Here is a 20987-nt window from a genome sequence, read left to right on the forward strand (position 1 = left end):
CCATGCAGCCCCTGACCCACCGCATCCCTCATCGTCAGAAGCTCGCCGAATGGCAGGCCACGCATTTCCTCTGGGAGGTGAAGGGCAAGATTGCCACCATCACCCTCAACCGGCCGGAGAGGAAGAACCCGCTGACCTTCGAGAGCTATGCCGAGCTCGGTGACCTGTTCCGGGCGCTGGCCTTCGACACGTCGATCAAGACAGTAGTGATAACCGGTGCGGGCGGCAATTTCTGCGCCGGCGGCGACGTGTTCGAGATCATCGAGCCGCTGACCGGCCGCGACATGCCGGGACTGCTGCAGTTCACCCGCATGACCGGCGAACTGGTGAAGGCGATGCGCGCTTGCCCGCAGCCGATCGTCTCCGCCATCGACGGCATCTGCGTGGGCGCCGGCGCCATCATCGCCATGGCCTCGGACCTGCGCGTCGGCACGGCCCGCGCCAAGGTGGCGTTCCTGTTCAACAAGGTGGGCCTTGCCGGCTGCGACATGGGCGCCTGCGCCATCCTGCCCCGCCTGATCGGCCAGGGCCGGGCCTCGGAACTGCTCTATACCGGCCGGATGATGGGCGGCGAGGAGGGCCATTCCTGGGGCTTCTTCAACCGGCTCGCATCCTCCGAAACGGTGCTGGCCGAGGCGACGGCGCTGGCCGAGGAAATCGCCGCGGGTCCGACCTTCGCCAACGGCATCACCAAGCGCATGCTCCACATGGAATGGACCATGTCGGTGGACGAGGCCATCGAGGCCGAGGCCATGGCGCAGGCCATCTGCATGGACACGCAGGATTTCCGCCGCGCCTTCGAGGCCTTCGCCGCGAAGACGAAGCCGGTCTTCGAGGGAGATTGAGATGCTCCCCGCTGACCTGCTCGCCCTGCCCTTTCTCGAGGACCGTCATCGCGACCACGCCGTGCGCCTTGCGGACTGGGCGGCGCGCGAGGTCCCTCCCCTCGTCGATCACGACGACGTCGATGGCTCCTGCCGGCGTCTCGTCGCGGCCATGGGCAAGGCCGGCTGGCTGAAGGCCTGCGTGCCCGGCGACCAGGGCGGGCTGACGGAAAGCCTCGACGTGCGCACGCTCTGCCTGACGCGCGCCACGCTGGCCTATGTCGACGGCCTCGCCGATTTCGCCTTCGCCATGCAGGGTCTTGGAACGGGTGTCATCTCGCTGTTCGGCACGGCGGAGCAGAAAGCGGCCGCCTGCCCGCCGGTGCGCGAGGGCCGGGCCATTGCCGCCTTCGCCCTGTCGGAACCCGATGCCGGCTCGGATGTCGCGGCGCTCGCTACCACCGCCACGCCGGTCGATGGCGGCTGGCGGCTGGACGGCACCAAGACCTGGATCTCCAATGGCGGCATTGCCGACCGCTACGTCGTCTTTGCCCGCACTGGCGAGGCGCCCGGCGCACGCGGGATCTCGGCCTTCATCGTCACACCCGACGCGCCGGGCTTCACCATCGCCGAGCGCATCGACGTCATCGCGCCGCATCCGTTGGCAACGCTGCGCTTCGACAATTGCCGCCTTCCCTCCGATGCGCTGGTCGGCCGGCCCGGCGGCGGCTTCGCCATGGCCATGGCCAATCTCGACATCTTCCGGCCGACGGTCGCCGCCGCAGCCCTCGGCATGGGCTATCGCGCCCTCGACGAGGCCACCCGCCGGGCGCGCGGACGCCACATGTTCGGCGCACCGCTGGCCGATCTTCAGCTGACCCAGGCATCCCTCGCCGACTCGGTGGCGGACCTGGAGGCTGCAGCCCTGCTCGTGCTGCGCGCCGCCTGGGCCAAGGATCAGGGCCAGCCGCGGATCACGAAGGAGGCGGCCATCGCCAAGATGGTCGCGACCGAGAATGCGCAGAAGGTCATCGACCGGGCGATCCAGATCTTCGGCGGTCTGGGCGTGAAGAAGGGCGAGAAGGTGGAGGAACTGTACCGGGAGATCCGGGCGCTGCGCATCTACGAGGGGGCGACCGAAGTGCAGAAGGTCGTCATTGCGCGGGCCCATCTCGCCGCGGCTGAGGCTGCGGCATCGAAGGTCGCCGGTTAGGAGCCGATCATGGCCGCATCAGCGCATGTCGATCCCTTCGCCTCACGCGGCCTGCCACCGGTCGAGCGCCAACCGGTCTTCCTGTTCGACCGGCCGGAACTCCACTATCCGGAACGCCTGAACTGCGTGACCGAATTCGTCGACCGGCATGTGACGGAAGGGCGCGGCGAGCGCGTAGCCGTCGTGGCGCCGGACGGCACGCGCTGGACCTATGCCCAGCTTGCCGGCCGCATCGACCGTATCGCGAATGTGCTCACCGGCCAATTCGGGCTCGTTCCCGGCAACCGCGTACTGCTGCGCGCGCCGAACAACCCGACCATGGTCGCGGCCTATCTGGCGGTCATCAAGGCCGGTGGGATTGTCGTGGCCACCATGCCGCTGCTGCGCGCCAGGGAGCTTGGCCAGATCCTCGACAAGGCCGAGATCGCGCTGGCGCTGTGCGACGACCGGCTGACCGACGAACTGACGAAGGCGGCCGGCACCTCCCGTTTCCTGAAGCGCAGCGTCACCTTCGGCGAACTCAACGGACTGGCCGATGTCGCACCCGCAGCCTTCCAGGCGGTGGCGACCCACCGCGACGATGTCTGCCTGTTCGGCTTCACCTCCGGCACCACGGGCGAGCCGAAATGCACCATGCATTTCCACCGCGACCTCCTCGCCATCTGCGACGCCTATTCCCGCAACGTGCTGCAGCCTGACCCCGATGACCGCTTCATCGGCTCGCCGCCACTCGCCTTCACCTTCGGTCTCGGCGGCCTCGTCCTGTTCCCCTTCCGGGTCGGTGCCTCGACCGTGCTGCTGGAAAAGGCACCTCCCGGCGACCTCCTGCCGGCCATCGCTGAATTTAAACCGACCATCTGCTTCACCGCACCGACCGCCTACCGGGCCATGCTGGGTGCCCTCTCCGACCATGACTGGCGATCGCTGAAGAAATGCGTCTCGGCGGGCGAGGCTCTGCCCAAGGCGACGTTTGATGCCTGGAAGGCGGCAACCGGACTGGAACTGATGGACGGCATCGGTGCCACCGAGATGCTGCACATCTTCATTGCCGCGCCGCAGGGCCGCATCCGGCCGGGCGCGACCGGTCTGCCGGTTCCGGGCTATCAGGCGAAGGTCGTCGGACCCGGCGGCGAGAACCTGCCTGCCGGAACCCCGGGCCGTCTCGCCGTGCGCGGTCCGACCGGCTGCCGCTACCTCGATGATGATCGCCAGGCCACCTATGTCGTCGACGGATGGAACATCACCGGCGACACCTACACGGCCGATGAAGACGGCTATTTCTGGTATCAGGCGCGCAACGACGACATGATCGTCTCCGCCGGCTACAACATTGCCGGGCCCGAGGTGGAGGCGGCTCTGCTCGCCCACCCGACCGTCGCGGAGGCAGGTGTCGTCGGCCGGCCCGACACCGAGCGCGGCATGATCGTGAAGGCCTATGTGGTGCCGAAGCCGGACGTGACGGTCACGCCGGCGCTGGTCGTCGAACTCCAGGCCTTCGTGAAGGACGAGATCGCGCCTTACAAATATCCGCGCGAAATCGTCTTCGTGGACCGGTTGCCGCGCACCGAGACGGGCAAGCTGCAACGCTTCGCGCTGCGAGAGCAGGCCGCCCGCGAGGCCGATGGCCGCGCACAGTCCCAAAATCCCGATGCGGCGAAGGAAGTGTCATGACCAGGCCCGTTCCGCCCGTGATCCCCGTCCCGATCGCCGACGACGAGGCCCGCCCCGTTACCCTCAACCCGAAAGGCTGGCCCGTGCCGCGCGGCTATGCCAACGGCATGACCGCCCGCGGTCGCATCGTCGTCACCGGCGGCGTGGTCGGATGGGATGTGATGGGCAATTTCGCCGAGGACTTCGCGTCCCAGGCGCGCCAGTGCTTCTCCAACATCGCGGCGATCCTGGCCGAGGGCGGTGTGCGGCCGCATCACCTCGTGCGGCTGACCTGGTACGTCACCGACATCGAGGAATATTCCGCCAACCTGCGCCCGCTCGGCCTCGCCTATCGGGAGATTTTCGGCCAGCACTACCCGGCCATGGCCGTGGTACAGGTGGTGCGCCTGGTCGAGAAGGCGGCGAAGATCGAGATCGAGGCGACCGCGATCCTGCCGGACTAGGTCCGGTGCGGCCTCACGCCGCGCCTCACACTCTGCTGATCTCGCTGTCGGCCATCTTGCGCCCGGCCCGGCTTTCATTATTTTCAGTTTTTACTGAAATAAAGAAAGCCATCCCCCGATGGACCTCCCCCCGCTCGTCCAGGCCTTCGTGCTCCATTTCGGCGAAATGGGTTCGCGCTGGGGCATCAACCGCACGGTCGGCCAGATCTATGCGGTGCTGTTTGCCTCGCCGCGGCCGCTCTGCGCCGACGATCTCGTCGAGCGCCTCGGCGTCTCCCGCTCCAACGTCTCCATGGGCCTGAAGGAACTGCAGGCCTGGAACCTCGTCAGGCTGAAGCACATGCCGGGCGACCGGCGCGACTTCTTCACCGCTCCCGACGATGTCTGGACCATCGTCCGCACCCTGGTCGAGGAGCGCAAGAAGCGCGAGATCGACCCGACGCTCACCGTGCTGCGCGAATTGCTGATGCAGGCGCCGGCCTCGGACGACGAACGCCATGCGCAGGCGCGCATGCGCGAGATGCACGAGCTGATCGAGCTTCTGACCTCCTGGTATGCCGAGATGCAACGGCTGGAGACCGAGCGACTGGTCCAGTTGCTCACCCTCGGCGCGAAAGTCGTGAAAGTTCTCGAAATGAAGGATAGGCTCTTCGTCATGCCCGGCGGGCGGTCGAAGAGAGATGGCAAGGAGGTCTGACGATGGCCGATCTCGATCCAACCCTGCTCGCGCGCATCCAGTTCGCCGCCAATATTTCCTTCCACATCCTGTTTCCGACCGTGACCATCGCGCTGTCATGGATCCTGATCTATTTCAAGCTGCGCTATAATGTCTCACGCGACGAGAAGTGGATGGAGGCCTATCGCCTCTATGTGAAGGTCTTCGCCCTTTCCTTCGCGCTCGGCGTCGTCTCCGGCATCACCATGAGCTTCCAGTTCGGCACCAACTGGCCGGGCTTCATGGAGAAGGTCGGCAACATTGCCGGCCCGCTGCTGGCCTACGAGATCCTCACCGCCTTCTTCCTCGAGGCCGGGTTCCTCGGCATCATGCTGTTCGGCTTCCGGCGGGTGCCGAACTGGCTGCACACGCTGGCGACGGTCCTGGTGGCTGTCGGAACCCTGTTGTCCGCCTTCTGGATCCTCGTCCTCAATTCCTGGATGCACACCCCGGCCGGCCACGAGATGCGCGACGGCGTGGCCCATGCCGTCGACTGGTGGCAGATCGTCTTCAACCCCTCGATGCCCTACCGCCTGACCCACATGGTCATTGCCTCCGGGCTGACGGCTGCCTTCCTGGTTGCCGGCCTGTCGGCCTACCAGCGCCTGCGCGGCGACGACCGTCCGGCCGTCCATGCCGCGCTCGGAACCGCCGTACGGCTGGCCGCCATCCTCATCCCGGTGCAGATCGCGGTCGGCGATGCCCACGGCCTCAACACGCTGCAGCACCAGCCGGCCAAGGTCGCGGCCATGGAGGCCAACTGGCAGACGCGCGGCGCGGTGCCGCTGGTCCTGTTCGCCTGGCCGGACGAGCGCACGCGGGAGAACAGGTTCGAGATCGCCATTCCCTATGGCGCCAGCCTCATCCTGAAGCACTCGCCCAGCGGCGTGGTGCCCGGCCTCGACGATTTCCGCGGCAATCATCCCCCGGTCGCCCCTGTCTTCTTCGGGTTCCGCATCATGGTCGGCACCGGAATGCTGATGCTGCTCGTCGCGTGGCTTGCGACATGGCTGCTCTGGCGCCGGGGCACCCTGCCCCGATGGACGCTGGCGGCGCTGGTCGCGATGACCTTTTCCGGCTGGGTGGCAACGCTTGCCGGCTGGTATGTCACCGAGATCGGACGGCAGCCTTGGCTGGTCACGGGCGTGCTGCGCACGGCCGAAGCCGTCTCGGCGGTTCCCGGCCCGATGATCGCGGCAACGCTCGCCGCCTACCTCGTCACCTACCTGTTCCTTCTGGCGGCCTATGTGAGCGTGATCTTCTATCTCGCCCGCAAGGCGGCAAAGCCCGGCACGACGGTGCGCGACAAGGATGCGATCCCCTTCGTCCACGACGACGGGCCGCCCGCGGTCGCGAAGGCCTGAGGAGACAGCCATGGACCCCGCCACCCTGGAACCCGCCGTCTGGCTGCCCCTCGCCTTTGCCATCCTGATGGGTCTGTCGATCCTCGCCTATGTCATCCTGGACGGCTACGACCTCGGGGTCGGCATCCTGCTGCCCGGCGCCAATCCGGAGGAAAAGGACCGGATGATTGCCTCGATCGGGCCGTTCTGGGACGCCAACGAGACCTGGCTGGTGCTGGCCGTCGGCATCCTTCTGGTGGCCTTCCCCGTAGCCCACGGCATCATCCTGTCGACGCTCTACCTGCCGGTCGCCGTGCTCCTGATCGCGCTCATCCTGCGCGGCGTCGCCTTCGAGTTCCGGGCCAAGGCCGGCGCACCGTTCAAGCGCTGGTGGGACCGCGCCTTCTTCGCCGGATCGCTGCTGGCCGCCCTGTCGCAGGGCTACATGCTCGGCCTCTACGTCACCGGCTTTGCCGGCGGCTGGGCCATCCACGGCTTCGCCATGCTCACCGCCGTGTGCCTTGCCGCCGCCTATGCCTTCATCGGCGCGACCTGGCTGGTCCTGAAGACCGAGCGCGCCCTGCATGACAAGGCCGTCGGCTGGGCGCGCTGGTCCCTGCTCGCCGTCGTGGTCGGCATGGCGGCGGTGTCGATCGCAACGCCGCTCGCCTCCTCCCGCATCTTCACCAAGTGGTTCACCTTCCCCGAGATCATCGCTCTGGCGCCGATCCCGCTGATGACCGGCGCGCTGATCCTCGGCCTTTGGGTGTTCCTCGCGCGCATGCCGCGGCCCGATGCACGGCTCGACAGCGTGCCCTTCCTCGGCGCCGTGCTGATCTTCGTGCTCGGCTTCACCGGACTGGCTTATTCGTTCTACCCCTATGTGGTGCCTGAGCGGCTGACGATCTGGCAGGCTGCGTCCGCGCCGGAGAGTCTGATGATCATTTTCATCGGCACCTGCGTGGTCCTGCCGGTGATCATCGCCTATTCGGTGCTGGCCTACTGGGTGTTCCGCGGCAAGGCCACGGAACTGCGCTACGACTGACCCGCCACGTCAGACCCGTGCGGTCTCGTACCAGAACCGCTCGATGTCTTCGGCCAGTTTGCGATAGCCGTCGAAGGAACGCGGCTTGACCACATAGGCATTGGCGTGGCCCCGGTAGGACCGGTCGATGTCGATATCCCGCTCGGAGGACGAGAAGATCAGGGTGGGACGGCTCCTGAGGGCGTCATTGCCCTTGATCGCGGCCAGAACGTCGAAACCGTCCATGCCCGGCATGTTGAGATCGAGCAGGACGAGGCCGGGATCGAAGCTGTCGATGGCTTCCAGACCTTCCTCTCCGGTCTCCGCGTGACGGATCTCGACGGGTTCAGGCGCTGACCGAAAGGCATCCACGAGAAACAGCGCCTCGTTCGGATCGTCGTCAACGATCAGCATGCGCCTGTTGGATCGCGCCATGGTCCTCTCCCGCTTCGGGGGGTGCGGCAGGCTCCCGTCTGCGCGGGAGTGTAAACCGGAAACAGGCGCCCTGCGAAGCCTCGGTATCGAGCCAGATTTCGCCGCCATGGCTCTCGACCACCCGCCGGCAGAGGGCCAGTCCCACCCCCATGCCCGCATAGCGGCTCTCGTCCCGGTGGAGCCGGCGAAAAATCTCGAAAACCTTCTCGCCGTGCTGGGTGGCGATGCCGATGCCGTTGTCCTCGACGCGGATCTCCCAGAACCGGCCGGCGGGCCGCGAGCGGATGCGGATGACGGGGCTTGCCTCGCCGCGATACTTCACGGCATTGGCGATGAGGTTCTGAAACAGGCGAACCAGGAGGTCCGGATCGCCGAGCACCATGGGCAGGTTGAAGACCTTCACCTCGGCCGCGGCCTCGCGGATATCGGCGTCGAGAAGCTGCAGGGCCTCGGCGACCACGCGGGCCAGCGGCACCGGCTCCTGCCGCACCTCGCGATAGGCAACCTGGGTATAGGCGTTGAGGCTGCGGATCAGGCGTTGCATCCGCTCGGCGCTGGCCATGATCCGGCCCGCAGTCTCGGCCGTCTGCGGGTCGGCGGCCTCGGCCCGCGTCTTGAGCATCTCGGCAAACATGTTGATGTGGCGCAGCGGGGCCTGCAGGTCGTGCGAAACGATGGCGGAAAACTGCTTCAGGGCCTCGTTCGACTGGCGCAGGCGTGCCTCGGACTGCTGGCGCTCGGTGTCGTCGCGCACCACCGCCATGATGTTGGGCTCGTCGGCCCCCCGTCCCGACAGCCGGCTGAAGGCCGCCTGCACCCAGACCCAGTGTCCGTCCCTGTGCCTCAGGCGGTGGATGGAAAAATCGCTCTCCCGGCCGGCGCCGATCGCCTCGCTGATCGCGCGGACGCGCTCCATGTCGTCGGGATGGACGAGCATCGACGGTGTCACGTCCAGCATGTCCTCGGGGCTGTAGCCGATGAGCTTCAGGCTCGCGGGTGAAGCGTAAAAGACGCGGCCCTCGATGTTGCGCAGCACGATCATGTCGCTGGCATGATCGGCCAGCAGCCGGTAGCGCTCCTCGCTGGCCGCAAGCTCCCGGGTCCGCTCCTCGACCCGATCCTCAAGGGCGGAATTGGCGCTGACCAGCTGGGCGGCCTGCCGGTGCAGGCGGATCGAGGCCTCGGATATGGCCTGGCCGACGGCGTTGGCCTCGGCGATCCCGGTCTCCGGAACCACGGTCAGCTGGCCGCGCCCCATGGCCGACGCCGCCTCTGTGACCGACACCACCGCGCGGCCGACCCGGCGCATGATGAGACCAGACAGCCCGACCGCCAGCACGCCGAGGCCAGTCGCGGTCGCGGCCAGCCAGGCGAGCGAGACGTTCAGCGGCGCCCGCAGGGCGGCCACGTCCACACCCGCCGTCACCATCCAGCCCGACAGGGGAGAGCGGCGGTAATAGCCAGACACCGTCACGCCCTGCGAATTGATGCCGCGCCACCGGCCCGCGGGATCGCGGGATTCGGCAAAGCCCGGCAGCGGCTTGCCGACCAGTTCGGCGTGACGCTCGGATCGCGCGATGATCAGGCCCGAGCGGTCGACGATGCTGGCGAAATAGGGCTGGCGGATGCCCCTTCCGGCGAGCAGCTGCGCGAAGAACTCCGCATGGAAGATGGTGGAGACGAGATAGCGGACCTCGCCATCGCGCACGATCGGCAGGACCAGTGCGACGGCGTAGGTGCCGGTGCCCCGGCTGACATAGAGATCGACAAAAACCGGAAGGCGGCCCTGCACGGCCTGGTTCATGGCGTCCAGCAAGGGCCAGTGCGGCAGGGCCGTGCCTGGCGGCTGGCCGGTGTCGACCAGCAGTTGGCCGGACAGTTCGCGCAGGCGAATGTCGATGCCCTCGCGCGAAAACTGCCGTGCCTGCTCGTCGAACCGGGCAATGTCGCCCGCCCCGTCCAGCGCGGGCGAGGAGGCCAGCACCTGCAGGATGGCGAGCCGGGACGCGAGGATCCGGTCGACTTCGCTGGCCAGGTCTTCGTTCCGCTGGGCGGCGGCCGCTTCGAGCCGCCCGGCCTCGGCCTCGGCATAGCGCCAGGTCACGATGCCGGCGAGCACCAGCAGGGGCAGCGTCAAGGCAGCCGCCAGCATGGCAATGTAGAACCACAGGGACGGCGCTGGGCGCCGGTCCCGCACTGCATCCGGACCCTTGGCGGGCGCCTGCAAGGGCTCTCCTCCAGCGTGGCGGCTTCTTGCGGGCATCGGCGAATCGCGCCCGGGCGTCAGGATACCATCGCTGCCCAAAGGATGAGCAGTGGGGTCAGGCAGATGTGGCCGGCTGCTCCAGCAGGGCCTTCAGGTTCTCGCCTTCCTCGCGCATGTGCTGCGCGACAGTCGCGAGGTCCAGTCTGTTGAGCCAGCGGCTGCGGGCCTTGATGCGAAAGTGATGGTCTGCGACGGCGGCACAACCCGGACCTGCGTCCGAAGCAGCGCCTGAATTCCCGTCATGCGTGCACAATCCTGTTGGCAATCGCACTTGCGGCGTTGCAGGCATTGCGCAGCGCGCCGCGCGACCGTAGTCTGGTAACGTAGAATCCGCCGGGGCGGCCGGGCTCGTTCGTGCGCTTCGCATCCAGACATTCCCGGAGACGGACATGCGCCATTTGACGCGCCTCATGATCATAGACGACGAACTGACCGACATCGGCTTCATGATCCAGTTCTTCGAAGAGGCCCTGCCGGACTGTCAGATCGAGACCTTCACCTCCGCCGAGGAGGCTCTGGCGCGGCTGCACTTCGAGGGCGTCAAGGGTGAGAATCCGCCGCTTGTCGATGATCCGGACGTCATCATTCTCGACCTGAAGCTCGGCGCCATGACCGGGTTCGATTTCCTGAAGGCGGTTCGCGCGGATGAATTGACACGCCACCTGCCGGTCGTGGTCATTTCCGGCGACGAAAGCCGCGCCTCCGTCGACAAGGCCTACGAGGCCGGTGCCAATGCCATGTTCCGCAAACCGGACTCGCTGTCAGGCTATCGCACCATGATTGGCACCATCGTCACCTACTGGAAGAACACGGCGCGCCACCACAAGGCCGCGTGATCGCAGCCGGTCATCCGAACGGGACTGGTGGCGGGGTGTCGGCTCTGCCTCGGAATCGTCGCAAGCGTCGGGCTGGAATGCGCGGGTGATTGTCTTCGCCTTGCCTCACCGGAGCCTGACATGCCCCCTGCCGTTGCCTTCCGCGTGGCCGCGACCCGCACACATGCCGTTGGCCGCACCGCGGCAAGACGTCCCTTCGCTGCTCCTGCTCTCCCATCCCTGATGCTTGCCGCCGTGCTGGCGGTCCCGGCCCTGGTCGGCCCTGCCGCGGCGCGCGATGCCGGCTGCCGCATCGAGCAGGCTGGGCGGGTGGTGCTGGACCGCACCTGCGACTTCCAGCCCGAGGGCCGCGACGGCTCCTTCACGCTGTCGGCGCGCGGCGGTGCCGACACCCCGCTGTTCCGGGGCGTTTCCGTCGTCTCGGTCATGGTGATCGAGCCTGGCGTCGCCGATGTCCGCGGTCTGACCACCGGGGGTATCAATTCGCGCTGGGGCACGGCCCGCCGCTCGGGCCGCGACGGGGCCTGCTGGCAGGGCGACGATTTCAGGATCTGCGCGCGCTAGCCGATCGGCGCAAACCGGTCAGCGCTGGTTGGCAGGCTCGCTCGCGGCGTCCGGCGCGCCCATCATGCCGAATTCGTTGGTGATCGCGTTCATCAGTTCGGCATGGCTCTCCTTCGTCGCGCCGACGATCGGACCGTCGATGGCCATCTCGACATCGAAGTCGCCGAAATGGCCGGCGACCAGCGACATCACCCGGTAGAGCATGGTTCCGGCTCCGGCCGCCTGCATGAAGGCCTCGCTCGGCATCAGGTATTGGCTCTCCAGACCCGTCTCGATCGGGCAGTGATTGGAAGCGCGCGGATTGGCAGCGCCTGCGGGGGCGGTAGCATGGGTGGCTGCCAGGGCGAAAAGCGCGGCAGCACAGATTCGCATGAACCGTTGGGTCATGGCGGCGTTCCGTACGAACTGTTGCTGAACTGGATGCGGCCCGGCGAGGGCCTCTGCGCTGACAACCGCCAAGATCGGCTAAGGTTCCATGGACGCAATGGCAGCCATGGCCTGCGTCCGGCATGGCCTGCGTCCGGCATCGCCTGCATCCGGCCGGCGCTGGCTGGGTCGCTAGGATTCGAACCTAGATAGCGGGTACCAAAAACCCGAGTCCTACCGTTAGACGACGACCCATCGCCGGAGCGGCCGGACCATAGCTGCGCCGGCCCGGCGGTTCAACGCCCCCGGCGACGTCCGGGGGCCGGCTTCCCGTCCCCGCTCCCGCCCCCCGACGAACGGCGGCTGCAAGAGGTGTGGACGGGCGGCGTCCGGCACACTAGGGTCTGCCCAACGAGGCCACCCCCGAAGGCCCAAGCCCATGCAATCGCGGAGGAAACCATGCTCGGTCTGATGCAGGACTGGCCCCTTTTGATCCACAGGGTCATCGACCATGCCGGCATGTATCACGGCGCGCGCAAGGTCATCTCCCGCTCCATCGAGGGGCCGATCGTCGAGACCGACTATGCCGCCCTCCGCCGCCGCGCGCTGAAGGTGGCCAAGCGCCTCGAGAAGGATGGAATCGGCCTCGGCGACCGGGTCGGCACGGTGGCCTGGAACACCTGGCGGCATCTGGAGGCCTGGTATGGCATCACCGGCCTCGGCGCGGTCTATCACACGCTGAACCCGCGCCTGTTCCCCGAGCAGATCGCCTGGATCGCCAATCATGCCGAAGACCGCATGATGATGGTCGATCTCACCTTCGTGCCGCTCATGGAAAAGCTGCAGGAGCATCTGCCGCTGGTGGAGCGCTATGTCGTGCTCACCGACGGCGCGCACATGCCCCAGACCGGCCTCAAGAACGCGATCGCCTACGAGGACTGGATCGGCGAGGTCGACGAGGACTTCGCCTGGAAGAGCTTCGACGAGAACACCGCGGCCGGCATGTGCTACACGTCCGGTACCACCGGCAATCCGAAGGGTGTGGTCTATTCGCACCGCTCCAACATCCTCCATTCGCTGATGGCCAACGGGCCCGACATGTTCGGGCTCTCGGCCAAGGACACCATCCTGCCGGTGGTGCCGATGTTCCACGCCAATGGCTGGTCGCTCGCCTTCACCGCGCCCATGGCCGGGGCCACCATCGTCATGCCCGGCGCGAAGATGGACGGGCCGAGCATTGCCGAACTGCTCACCACCTACCGCGTCACCCATTCGGCGGCGGTGCCCACCGTCTGGCTCATGCTGCTGCAGGAACTGGAGGCCAGGGGCACGCTTCTGCCGGACCTGCGGCAGGTGGTGATCGGCGGCTCGGCCTGCCCGCGCGCCGTGACCCAGAAGTTCCGCGACGTCTATGGCGCCGAGGTGATGCACGCCTGGGGCATGACCGAGATGAGCCCGCTCGGCACGGTCTGCTCGCTGAAGCCCGAGGTCGCAGGCCTCGAGGGCGAGGCCTGGCTCGACATCAAGGAGACGGTCGGCCATCCGCCCTTCGGCGTGGAAATGAAGATCACCGACGACGCCGGGACCGAACTGCCCCGCGACGGCAAGGCCTTCGGTCGCCTGCTGGTGCGCGGCCCGTGCATTTCCGGGGCCTATTTCAAGGGCGAGGGCGGGCAGATCCTCAATGCGGAGGGCTTCTTCGACACCGGCGACGTCGCCACGATCGATCCGAACGGCTACCTGCGCATCGTCGACCGCTCCAAGGACGTCATCAAGTCGGGCGGCGAGTGGATATCCTCCATCGACCTGGAAAACCTCGCGGTCGGCCATCCCGACGTCGCGGAGGCCGCGGTCATCGGCGTCGCCCATCCGAAATGGGACGAGCGCCCCCTGCTCATCGTGGTGCCCAAGGCCGGCCGCACGCCGACTCGCGAAAGCCTCATGGTCTTCATGGAGGGCAAGATCGCCAAATGGTGGATGCCCGACGACGTGGTGGTGGTCGGCGAGATCCCGCACACGGCCACCGGCAAGATCCAGAAGATGGCGCTGCGCGAACAGTTCCGGGACTATCGGCTGCCGACGGCCTGAACAGGGTCGCGGGACATCGCACGCAATGATCGCCGTGGCTGCGCCACCGTGGCGCAGAAACACCGGCGCGACTAGACTGGCGGCGGGCCGTCGAGTCCGGAGCCACGCATGACCGATCTGACCCGGCAGGACCCGACCCGGCAGGGACCGTGGGGACCGCGCTCCGCGGCGCGCGCGGTGGAGGCGGCCGAGCAGGCCGTGCGTACAAGCGTGCCGGCTGTCGCGCCGGGCCTCGCCGCGCCGCAGGCGGATGCGCCCGTGCGCTTCTACGGTCAGGCGGGCGCCTTCTTCGGTCTTCTGCTGAAGGGGTTCCTGCTCCAGCTCGTCACGCTCGGCATCTACCGGTTCTGGCTGACCACCGACATCCGGCGCTTCTACTGGGGCCACACCACCGTCGGCCCCGAATACATTGCCTATACCGGCTTCGGCATGGAGCTGTTCAAGGGCTTCCTTGTGGCGCTGACCATCCTCGTGCCGATCCAGGCCGCGGCCTTCTTCCTGGCGCTCGGCCTGCCTGGGGCGCAGTTTGTCATTTCGATCGGCGTGGTCCTGATCTTCCTGTTTCTCGGGCAGTATGCCGTCTATGCCGCCCGGCGATACCGGCTCTCACGCAGTGCGTTCCGCGGCCTGCGCCTCAGGATGACGGGCTCGGCCTGGACCTATGCAGCCAAGGCCTTCGGCTTGTCCGTCCTGGTCATTCTGACGCTCGGCCTCGCCTATCCATGGGTCGCCACCGTGCTGGAGCGCATCAAGATGCGCGAGACCTTCTACGGCGATGTGCAGGGCGCCTTCGTCGGCACCGCTGGCACGCTGCTGCGCCGCGGCATCGTGCTCTGGGCGCTGGCGGTCAGCGTGCCGCTGGCCATCATCACCTCGGTGGTCCGCTCCCTGCCGGACGCTTTCCTGGATCGGCTGGTCGTCGATCTGGCCGCCGCGCGGGTTCCCCAGACCGGCGAAATCCTCATGATCCTTTTGGCAGGCATGGGCGTGGTGCTGGCAATCCTCGCCGTGCCGCTGCTGCTGTTCCCCGCCTTCCAGGCCATCGTGTTCCGCTGGCGGATGGAGGGCATGCGGATCGGCGGGGCGAGCCTGTCGTGCGCCTTCACCGTCGGAACATCCTACAGGGTGTATATCCTCGGCTTCCTCGGCATCTTCGCGGTGATGTCGCTGGTGTCGTCTGCCGCCACCGGCGTCGTCTATGCCGCCGTCCCGGCCCTGGTGGGCTATGGCGCGGGCCTGGCGACCGAGATCGTTGGCATCCTTCTGGCCATGCTGCTCTATATCATCGGCTTCGGGACCTACTGGATCATCAAGCAGCTGTTCATCGACCTCGCCCTCTACCGCGCCCGCGCCCAATCGCTGTCCGTGGTCAATCTGTCCGCGCTCGACGGTGTCACGGCCCGGAACGTCGATGCCTCGGCCATGGGCGACAGCCTGGGCGATGCCGTCGATTTCGGCATCGGGATCTGACCGCGATGACAGGGGCAGCCTTCTATGACGGGATCACCAGCCGCCGTCAGACGGTGGAGGTCTCGCTGCATCCCGACGGGCTGGCGATCTTCGGCTCCGACGGTCACCGCCTCGCCCTCTGGCCCTATCCGGCCATCCGCCGCATCGACGGCTTTGCGCGCGCCGGCCTTGCGGTCACCCGCCTGCCCGAGCCCGGCTCCTCGGCCGAGCCACGGCTTGAGATCACAGACGCGGCCTTCGCGGCCGAACTGGCCGCGCGCGCCCCGCTGACGCTGACGGCCGGCGCCACCGGCCGGCGCGAGCGACGCAAGGTCGTGTTCTGGGCCCTCGGTGCCATCGCCTCGCTGCTGCTGCTGGCCTTCTACGGGCTGCCGGCCATTGCCGGCCGGCTCGCCCCGCTGGTGCCGGCCTCGGCCGAAATCCGCCTCGGCGAGGCCATGGATCCGCAGGTGCGCGGCATAGTGTCCGACGCGCCGCTCAAGACCTGTACGGCCCCGGACGGCCTCGCCGCGCTGAATGACCTCGTCGCCCGCTACGAGCGCCAGGCCGACCTGCATCTGCCGCTGCGGGTGGTGGTGCTCGACCATGGGCTGGTCAACGCCTTCGCCCTGCCCGGCGGCTACATCTACCTCTTCAACGGCCTCATCCAGCGTGCCCGGTCGCCCGACGAACTGGCCGGCGTGCTGGCGCACGAGATCGGCCATGTGAAGCTGCGCCACAGCCTCCGCTCCGCCATCCAGGCCGGCGGCCTCGGCTTCCTGCTCGGCACCGTCTTCGGCGACTTTGCCGGCGGCACGGCGGTGATCATTGCCTCGCGCACGCTGATGTCGAGAGCCTTCTCTCGCGATGCAGAGCGGGAGGCGGACCGGTTCGGCGTCGAACTGATGCTGCGGGCCGGCGGCGATCCGGTCGCGCTCGCCCGCTTCTTCGAGAGCGTGTCATCCGGCGGCGGGCGCGCTTTTGCCTGGATCGCCACCCACCCGACCGGTGTCGAGCGCGAACGGGCCATCCGGCAATCCGCCGAGAACCGCCCCCGCGTCGGACCGGCCCTGACGCCGGAACAATGGACAGCGCTGCGGGCGATCTGCCAGAAGACCGACTGACACCCGGATCCCGCCGCAGATGCGCCGTCATGTCCTCATCGAGCCGACCTCCCGGCTTGCCGTCTGGAGCCTCAGGCTGACGGTGGTCGGCATCGGCGTGGCGCTGGTGGCGCTGCTGGCGGCGCGCACCGACCGTCTGGACGGGGCGCAGGCCGCAGCCGCCCTCGCCGCGGGGCTGGGGGTTACGGCAGCCGGCGTGGTGGCCGCGGCGCTGGCCGGAATGCTGATCTGGTTCTCGGGCTATCGCGGCGCGCGCTATGCGGTTGCGGCCATGCTGCTCGGCCTTGCCACCCTCGCCTATCCGGTGGCCTCGCTCGCCATCGGCATCGGTCATCCGGCGTTGAACGACATCACCACCGATCCGGCCGACCCGCCGGCCTTCGACATCGCCGCGAGCGCCCGGCCGGCGACCGCCAACCCGGTGGCCTATCCGGCTGCCTTCGCCCCGCTGCAGCGCCGCCTCTACCCGGAAATCCGCCCGCTCGAGATCGACCTCCCACCCGAGGACGTCAACGAGATCATCGCCGAACTCGTCGCAGGACGTGGCTGGCGCGTGCTCGACCGGCTCGACTATCGCGGGCCGGACCGCGAGGGGCGGTTTGAAATGGTGCACCGCTCGCTCATCATGGGGTTCCGGGACGACATCGTCATCCGCGTCCGTGCCGTCGACGGCCGCGCCCGCATCGACATGCGATCGGCCGCGCGCTACGGACGGCAGGATTTCGGGGTCAATGCCCGGCGGGTGGTGGCGGCGCTGGACGACCTGAGGGTTGCCGCGCGCCGCGCGCAGAGACAGCAGTGAAGGCATGACCATGAGCGTGAAAGCCGCCAGCGTTCCCCTCGACGAGGACGAGATCATCGAGGGCATCCGCCGCTGGGTGACGGTGGAAAGCCCGACCTACGACGCTGCCGGCGTCGAGGCGGTGCTCGACGAGGTCGAGAACGATTTCGCCGGCCTGCCGGTGGTCATCGACCGCCGCCCGGGGCTCGACGGCTTCGCCGGCACGCTGAGGGTCGCGACCGCCGGAGATTCCAACGATAAGCCGATCCTCGTGCTCACCCATGTCGACACCGTTCACCCGAAGGGCACGCTGGCCGGCCGCCTGCCGTTCCGCCGCGATGGGGACAGGCTGTACGGGCCAGGTCTCTACGACATGAAGGGCGGCGCCTATCTGGCGGTCGCCGGCTATCGCGCGCTGGTGCGGGCCGGCGTGCCCACCGCGCGACCGGTGACGTTCCTGTTCACGCCCGACGAGGAGATCGGCAGCCCGACCTCGCGCGCCATCATCGAGGAGGAGGCAGCCAAGGCCGCCTATGTGCTGGTGACGGAACCGGCCCGCGACGGCGGCCGCATCGTCACGGCCAGGAAGGGCGTCGCCCGCTTCCGCATCTCAACCCACGGGCGGCCCGCCCATTCCGGCGCGCGCCACCAGGACGGCCGCAGCGCCATCCGCGAGATGGCCCGCCAGGTCCTCGCCATCGAGGCCATGACCGACTACGACCGCGGCATCACCACCACCGTCGGCCTGATCAGCGGCGGCACGGCGGCCAATGTGATCCCCGAGACCTGCACGGCCGAGATCGACCTGCGCGTGCCCGATCCCGAGACCGGTGCGGAGATGGTTCGCCGCATCCGGACGCTGCAGGCCGCCGATCCGGACGTCAGCGTCGAGGTGGAGGGCGACATGAACCGCCCGCCCTACCCCAAGACGGCGCCGATCAGCGCCATGCTCGACCATGCCCGCACGGTCGCCGAGGCCATCGGCTTCGACCTCCAGGACTGCCCGATGACCGGTGGCGGCTCGGACGGCAATTTCACCGCCGCGCTCGGTGTGCCGACCCTCGACGGGCTTGGAATCGATGGTGCCGGCGCCCACACGCTGGAGGAGCATGGCCTCGTCTCGTCCATTCTGCCGCGCGCGCGCCTGCTCGCCGGCCTGATGGAAACCCTGCGCTAACCCAAACCACCGACTGGCGACAGCATCCCGCCCGGGGAAACCCGGCAGTAAGGGCACAGGCGCGACACTGGCTGAAAGTTCGACCAGCCGGAGCCATCCATGGCCGAGATGTGTGCCAATTGCCGGAACTTCTGGCAGCCGCCGCGCGGCGACAATGGCGGGCTGTGCCGCGCCCATCCGCCCATCGCGCAGGGCGATGGCACGGCGCTCTGGCCATCGGTGTCACGCAGCGACTGGTGCGGCGAATACCGCGTCTCCCCGCCACCGCCCAATCCCGGAATCCGGCGCCTCGTCACTGCCTGAAGCAGGACTTGCTGAAGCAGGTCCTTGGGCTCGGACGGGAGACCAGGCTCCCGTGGCCGGGAGGCGCCCGATCAGGACGCAAAGCCCCACAGCAGAACGAACAGAACCAGCGCCGCCGCCGCCAGGCTCACGGTCAGCACCATCAGCACCGGGCGACCGAGCGGAGCCGAACGCACCGTGTCGGCATTGACGATCTGCGGACCGGGCTCAGCCTCGGCCGGCGGCGGCATCTGGCGCCGATCGGGCTCCACCAATGTGCCGTTTTCCTCGATGATCCGGCCATCCTCGGCGCGCGGATCGGTCCGCATTGCGTCGATGATCTCCCGCTCGATCGTCCCCGTCTCGTCGGATCGTTTGTCATCGGGCCGCGTGTCTCGGCTGGGCATGTGGTCCTCCGTATCTGATACGTAGAACGTCAACGCCCCGTCAGCCGGGAGAGTTCCGTCAGGCGCACGCCGCAAGGCGATGAACCCGCACGGCCAGTCCGGATATGATGGAAACAATGTCCGCGGCGCGACCAGTCTCCCGCGCCGGGAGAGATGGTCGGAGTGGCAGGATTTGAACCTGCGACCCCTTCGTCCCGAACGAAGTGCGCTACCAGGCTGCGCTACACTCCGCCGCAAACAGGCCGCGTGTATAGCGGCGGGCCCGCCCCTGCGCAACCCCGTCGCGCGACCTTTTGCCCGGTCTCGACGCGGGGCCGCCACAGCCCCTAACATCGGCGCTTCCGACACTTAGGACCGGCCGTCGCACCACCATGACCGCAGCCCGTTTCGACGCCGTGGCCTTCGCCGGAGGGGGCAACCGCTGCTACTGGCAGGGCGGCTTCTGGGAGGCGCTGAACGCGGTCCATCCGCAATCGCCGGCGCTGGTGGTCGGCGTCTCCGCCGGCGCGTTCCAGGCCTGTTTCTCGCTGATCGGCGAGGGTCCGCGGGTGCGCCGCATCGTCATCGATGCCTGCTCCACCATCGAGAAGGAACTCGTCTGGGGCGAGGTGCTGAAGGGTCGCTCGCCCTTCATCGTCGGCGGGCTCTATCGCGACCTGCTCACCGACATCTTCGGCGAGCTGGAACTGGCGGCGCTCAAGGCTGCCCCCGAGGTGCTGATCCAGCTGACCCATCCGCCCCGCTACTTTCCCCCGCTGCTCGCCGCCTATGCCGCCATCGGCGCCTACCAGATCGAGAAGGTCTGGATGGGGGCCGCCCATTCGCGGGCCGGCCGCCATGTCGGCCTGTTTCCGAGCTGGGTCTCGACCCATGAGGCCGAAACCCCGGCAGACCTCGTCGCCGCCCTGATGGGAACCGCTGCCGTGCCGCCCTTCATGCCCGTGGGGACCGTCAATGGCCGGCCCGCCCTCGACGGCGGCCTGGTCGACAATCCGCCGGTGGACCGCATCGCGCAGGTGGAGGCCGGCGGCGGCCGCACGCTGGTGCTCACCACCCGTGCCGGCCGCGCCATGGCGGAGGTGGAAAACCGCACGGTCGCGCGCCCGTCCGTGCCGATCCTCACCAGCCGCTTCGCGGTGACCGACGGGGCGGCCATCCGCGCCGCCTACGAACTCGGCCTTCAGGATGGGGAGGCGTTCGCCAAAGGGCTTGGCTGAGCGGCGGGGCGCGCATCCAGCCAACCCGCAAGATCCATGATCGAAGGCAGCACGACATCGGCATGCCGATGGAAATCCGCCGGCACCAGCGGCCCCGTCTCGACGCCGATGGCGACCACCCCGGCCGCCCGCGCCGCATGCATGTCGTGCAGGCTGTCGCCGACCATGGCCACCTCGTGCGGCGCCATGGCGTGATCGCGCAGGAAGGCCTCGATCTGGCCCGGGCCGGGCTTGCGGCCATGGCCGGAATCCCAGCCGACGATGAAATCGAAATGGTGGTCGATGCCAAGCCTTGCCGCCTGATGGCGGGCACCGTTCTCGGAATCGTTGGTCACGATGCCCAGAACCAGCCCGCGCGCCCTCAGCGCCGTCATCACCGCCGGCGGATCGCCGATGGCGGTCAGCGCGACCAGCCCCTCCTCGACGAACAATTCGTCCATCGCGTCGGTCACCGCGGCGGAAAAGGGCACCCCCAGCGCCCCCGCCCAGAGCGGGCCGTAATCGGCCGAGGAGCCGGCGACCAGCGGCGAGGTCGGGTGGAAGCGCATGACCGCCTCGTCGAACTGCGACACCGCCATTAGGCGCTCGACGCGCGCGCGGTCGCCGCCCGCCATGCGCTCCATCACGCGGAAGGCCGCCGGACCCCAGGTCCGGTCGAAATCGACGAAGGTGCCGTCCTTGTCGAGGAGGATCGCGCGCAGGGTCATGGGGCCGCGTTAGAGGCGAGAGGTGACAGCATTGCGACAGGGGTCCGGGTGCCAG

Annotated in this window: 21 protein-coding genes and 2 tRNA genes; 16 read left to right on the forward strand and 7 right to left on the reverse strand. The window is 68.1% G+C overall.

The window, feature by feature from the left end; translation table 11 throughout:
- Window positions 1–2: 2 nt before the first annotated feature.
- From ACTIFS_RS16270 to ACTIFS_RS16300, 7 genes are all read left to right on the forward strand, one after another.
- Window positions 3–845, forward strand: a complete 843-nt coding sequence (locus ACTIFS_RS16270; RefSeq protein ID WP_439575169.1) for an enoyl-CoA hydratase family protein — start codon at window positions 3–5, stop codon at window positions 843–845.
- 1 nt (window position 846) lies between these two features.
- Window positions 847–2037, forward strand: a complete 1191-nt coding sequence (locus ACTIFS_RS16275) for an acyl-CoA dehydrogenase family protein (RefSeq protein ID WP_439575170.1) — start codon at window positions 847–849, stop codon at window positions 2035–2037.
- A 9-nt stretch (window positions 2038–2046) separates the two neighbouring features.
- The gene (locus ACTIFS_RS16280; RefSeq protein WP_439575171.1) at window positions 2047–3708 is read left to right on the forward strand and encodes an AMP-binding protein; all 1662 of its coding nucleotides are present in this window, start codon (window positions 2047–2049) and stop codon (window positions 3706–3708) included.
- Entirely contained in the window at window positions 3705–4151 is a 447-nt protein-coding gene (locus tag ACTIFS_RS16285; RefSeq protein WP_439575172.1) for a RidA family protein, read from the forward strand. Before ACTIFS_RS16280 ends, ACTIFS_RS16285 begins: the two co-directional genes overlap by 4 nt.
- Before the next feature lie 118 nt (window positions 4152–4269).
- Window positions 4270–4848 carry a GbsR/MarR family transcriptional regulator gene (locus ACTIFS_RS16290; RefSeq protein WP_439575173.1) on the forward strand — a complete coding sequence of 193 codons (579 nt, stop codon included), beginning with the start codon at window positions 4270–4272 and terminating at the stop codon, window positions 4846–4848.
- Window positions 4849–4850: 2 nt separating this feature from the next.
- A complete protein-coding gene (locus tag ACTIFS_RS16295) occupies window positions 4851–6230 on the forward strand; it encodes a cytochrome ubiquinol oxidase subunit I (protein WP_439575174.1) in 1380 nt (459 codons plus the stop codon).
- A gap of 10 nt (window positions 6231–6240) precedes the next feature.
- On the forward strand, window positions 6241–7254 hold the full coding sequence (locus ACTIFS_RS16300; RefSeq protein WP_439575175.1) for a cytochrome d ubiquinol oxidase subunit II: 1014 nt from the start codon (window positions 6241–6243) through the stop codon (window positions 7252–7254).
- A gap of 9 nt (window positions 7255–7263) precedes the next feature.
- On the opposite strand, the gene ACTIFS_RS16305 is transcribed toward ACTIFS_RS16300, so the two are convergent.
- Together ACTIFS_RS16305 and ACTIFS_RS16310 are read right to left on the reverse strand one after the other, a co-directional pair.
- A complete protein-coding gene (locus ACTIFS_RS16305; protein ID WP_439575176.1) occupies window positions 7264–7668 on the reverse strand; it encodes a response regulator in 405 nt (134 codons plus the stop codon).
- A complete protein-coding gene (locus tag ACTIFS_RS16310) occupies window positions 7634–9895 on the reverse strand; it encodes a sensor histidine kinase (protein ID WP_439575177.1) in 2262 nt (753 codons plus the stop codon). Before ACTIFS_RS16310 ends, ACTIFS_RS16305 begins: the two co-directional genes overlap by 35 nt.
- Before the next feature lie 428 nt (window positions 9896–10323).
- Here ACTIFS_RS16310 and ACTIFS_RS16315 point away from each other — a divergent pair, with 428 nt between their 5' ends.
- A complete protein-coding gene (locus ACTIFS_RS16315; RefSeq protein WP_439575178.1) occupies window positions 10324–10770 on the forward strand; it encodes a response regulator in 447 nt (148 codons plus the stop codon).
- Window positions 10771–10890: 120 nt separating this feature from the next.
- A complete protein-coding gene (locus ACTIFS_RS16320; protein ID WP_439575179.1) occupies window positions 10891–11334 on the forward strand; it encodes a hypothetical protein in 444 nt (147 codons plus the stop codon).
- An 18-nt stretch (window positions 11335–11352) separates the two neighbouring features.
- Here ACTIFS_RS16320 and ACTIFS_RS16325 read toward each other — a convergent pair whose 3' ends face one another.
- Complete coding sequence (locus ACTIFS_RS16325) at window positions 11353–11721, reverse strand: hypothetical protein (protein WP_439575180.1); 369 nt, start codon at window positions 11719–11721, stop codon at window positions 11353–11355.
- Between the two features lie 160 nt (window positions 11722–11881).
- Window positions 11882–11955: transfer RNA gene (locus ACTIFS_RS16330), tRNA-Gln, on the reverse strand.
- 204 nt (window positions 11956–12159) lie between these two features.
- On the opposite strand from ACTIFS_RS16330, the gene ACTIFS_RS16335 reads away from it, so the two are divergent.
- The 6 genes from ACTIFS_RS16335 to ACTIFS_RS16360 all read left to right on the forward strand — a co-directional run bounded on the left by ACTIFS_RS16335 (window position 12160) and on the right by ACTIFS_RS16360 (window position 18622).
- Window positions 12160–13788, forward strand: a complete 1629-nt coding sequence (locus ACTIFS_RS16335) for a long-chain-fatty-acid--CoA ligase (protein ID WP_439575181.1) — start codon at window positions 12160–12162, stop codon at window positions 13786–13788.
- 108 nt (window positions 13789–13896) lie between these two features.
- Window positions 13897–15258, forward strand: a complete 1362-nt coding sequence (locus ACTIFS_RS16340) for a DUF898 family protein (protein WP_439575182.1) — start codon at window positions 13897–13899, stop codon at window positions 15256–15258.
- A gap of 5 nt (window positions 15259–15263) precedes the next feature.
- Window positions 15264–16361: a M48 family metallopeptidase gene (locus ACTIFS_RS16345; RefSeq protein WP_439575183.1), complete on the forward strand. Its 1098-nt coding sequence runs from the start codon at window positions 15264–15266 to the stop codon at window positions 16359–16361.
- Window positions 16362–16380: 19 nt separating this feature from the next.
- Entirely contained in the window at window positions 16381–17163 is a 783-nt protein-coding gene (locus tag ACTIFS_RS16350; RefSeq protein ID WP_439575184.1) for a DUF1499 domain-containing protein, read from the forward strand.
- A gap of 10 nt (window positions 17164–17173) precedes the next feature.
- Window positions 17174–18319 carry a M20 family metallopeptidase gene (locus ACTIFS_RS16355; RefSeq protein WP_439575185.1) on the forward strand — a complete coding sequence of 382 codons (1146 nt, stop codon included), beginning with the start codon at window positions 17174–17176 and terminating at the stop codon, window positions 18317–18319.
- Window positions 18320–18418: 99 nt separating this feature from the next.
- Window positions 18419–18622: a hypothetical protein gene (locus ACTIFS_RS16360; protein ID WP_439575186.1), complete on the forward strand. Its 204-nt coding sequence runs from the start codon at window positions 18419–18421 to the stop codon at window positions 18620–18622.
- A gap of 71 nt (window positions 18623–18693) precedes the next feature.
- Here ACTIFS_RS16360 and ACTIFS_RS16365 read toward each other — a convergent pair whose 3' ends face one another.
- Complete coding sequence (locus tag ACTIFS_RS16365; RefSeq protein ID WP_439575187.1) at window positions 18694–19008, reverse strand: hypothetical protein; 315 nt, start codon at window positions 19006–19008, stop codon at window positions 18694–18696.
- Between the two features lie 154 nt (window positions 19009–19162).
- Window positions 19163–19239: transfer RNA gene (locus ACTIFS_RS16370), tRNA-Pro, on the reverse strand.
- Between the two features lie 140 nt (window positions 19240–19379).
- Here ACTIFS_RS16370 and ACTIFS_RS16375 point away from each other — a divergent pair.
- The gene (locus tag ACTIFS_RS16375) at window positions 19380–20225 is read left to right on the forward strand and encodes a patatin-like phospholipase family protein (RefSeq protein ID WP_439575188.1); all 846 of its coding nucleotides are present in this window, start codon (window positions 19380–19382) and stop codon (window positions 20223–20225) included.
- Here ACTIFS_RS16375 and ACTIFS_RS16380 read toward each other — a convergent pair.
- Window positions 20189–20932 (reverse strand): HAD family hydrolase, encoded by a 744-nt coding sequence (locus ACTIFS_RS16380; RefSeq protein ID WP_439575189.1) that lies wholly within the window; start codon window positions 20930–20932, stop codon window positions 20189–20191. The genes ACTIFS_RS16375 and ACTIFS_RS16380 overlap by 37 nt on opposite strands.
- Between the last annotated feature and the right edge of the window lie 55 nt (window positions 20933–20987).

Source organism: Phreatobacter sp. (genome assembly GCF_051860605.1).
Taxonomy (GTDB): Bacteria; Pseudomonadota; Alphaproteobacteria; order Rhizobiales; family Phreatobacteraceae; genus Phreatobacter.

Coding starts and splice junctions, on each gene's coding strand:
- ACTIFS_RS16270 (WP_439575169.1), top strand. CDS start 3: ATGCAGCCCCTGACCCACCGCATCCCTCATCGTCAGAAGCTCGCCGAA.
- ACTIFS_RS16275 (WP_439575170.1), top strand. CDS start 847: ATGCTCCCCGCTGACCTGCTCGCCCTGCCCTTTCTCGAGGACCGTCAT.
- ACTIFS_RS16280 (WP_439575171.1), top strand. CDS start 2,047: ATGGCCGCATCAGCGCATGTCGATCCCTTCGCCTCACGCGGCCTGCCA.
- ACTIFS_RS16285 (WP_439575172.1), top strand. CDS start 3,705: ATGACCAGGCCCGTTCCGCCCGTGATCCCCGTCCCGATCGCCGACGAC.
- ACTIFS_RS16290 (WP_439575173.1), top strand. CDS start 4,270: ATGGACCTCCCCCCGCTCGTCCAGGCCTTCGTGCTCCATTTCGGCGAA.
- ACTIFS_RS16295 (WP_439575174.1), top strand. CDS start 4,851: ATGGCCGATCTCGATCCAACCCTGCTCGCGCGCATCCAGTTCGCCGCC.
- ACTIFS_RS16300 (WP_439575175.1), top strand. CDS start 6,241: ATGGACCCCGCCACCCTGGAACCCGCCGTCTGGCTGCCCCTCGCCTTT.
- ACTIFS_RS16305 (WP_439575176.1), bottom strand. CDS start 7,668: ATGGCGCGATCCAACAGGCGCATGCTGATCGTTGACGACGATCCGAAC.
- ACTIFS_RS16315 (WP_439575178.1), top strand. CDS start 10,324: ATGCGCCATTTGACGCGCCTCATGATCATAGACGACGAACTGACCGAC.
- ACTIFS_RS16320 (WP_439575179.1), top strand. CDS start 10,891: ATGCCCCCTGCCGTTGCCTTCCGCGTGGCCGCGACCCGCACACATGCC.
- ACTIFS_RS16325 (WP_439575180.1), bottom strand. CDS start 11,721: ATGACCCAACGGTTCATGCGAATCTGTGCTGCCGCGCTTTTCGCCCTG.
- ACTIFS_RS16335 (WP_439575181.1), top strand. CDS start 12,160: ATGCTCGGTCTGATGCAGGACTGGCCCCTTTTGATCCACAGGGTCATC.
- ACTIFS_RS16340 (WP_439575182.1), top strand. CDS start 13,897: ATGACCGATCTGACCCGGCAGGACCCGACCCGGCAGGGACCGTGGGGA.
- ACTIFS_RS16345 (WP_439575183.1), top strand. CDS start 15,264: ATGACAGGGGCAGCCTTCTATGACGGGATCACCAGCCGCCGTCAGACG.
- ACTIFS_RS16350 (WP_439575184.1), top strand. CDS start 16,381: ATGCGCCGTCATGTCCTCATCGAGCCGACCTCCCGGCTTGCCGTCTGG.
- ACTIFS_RS16355 (WP_439575185.1), top strand. CDS start 17,174: ATGAGCGTGAAAGCCGCCAGCGTTCCCCTCGACGAGGACGAGATCATC.
- ACTIFS_RS16360 (WP_439575186.1), top strand. CDS start 18,419: ATGGCCGAGATGTGTGCCAATTGCCGGAACTTCTGGCAGCCGCCGCGC.
- ACTIFS_RS16365 (WP_439575187.1), bottom strand. CDS start 19,008: ATGCCCAGCCGAGACACGCGGCCCGATGACAAACGATCCGACGAGACG.
- ACTIFS_RS16375 (WP_439575188.1), top strand. CDS start 19,380: ATGACCGCAGCCCGTTTCGACGCCGTGGCCTTCGCCGGAGGGGGCAAC.
- ACTIFS_RS16380 (WP_439575189.1), bottom strand. CDS start 20,932: ATGACCCTGCGCGCGATCCTCCTCGACAAGGACGGCACCTTCGTCGAT.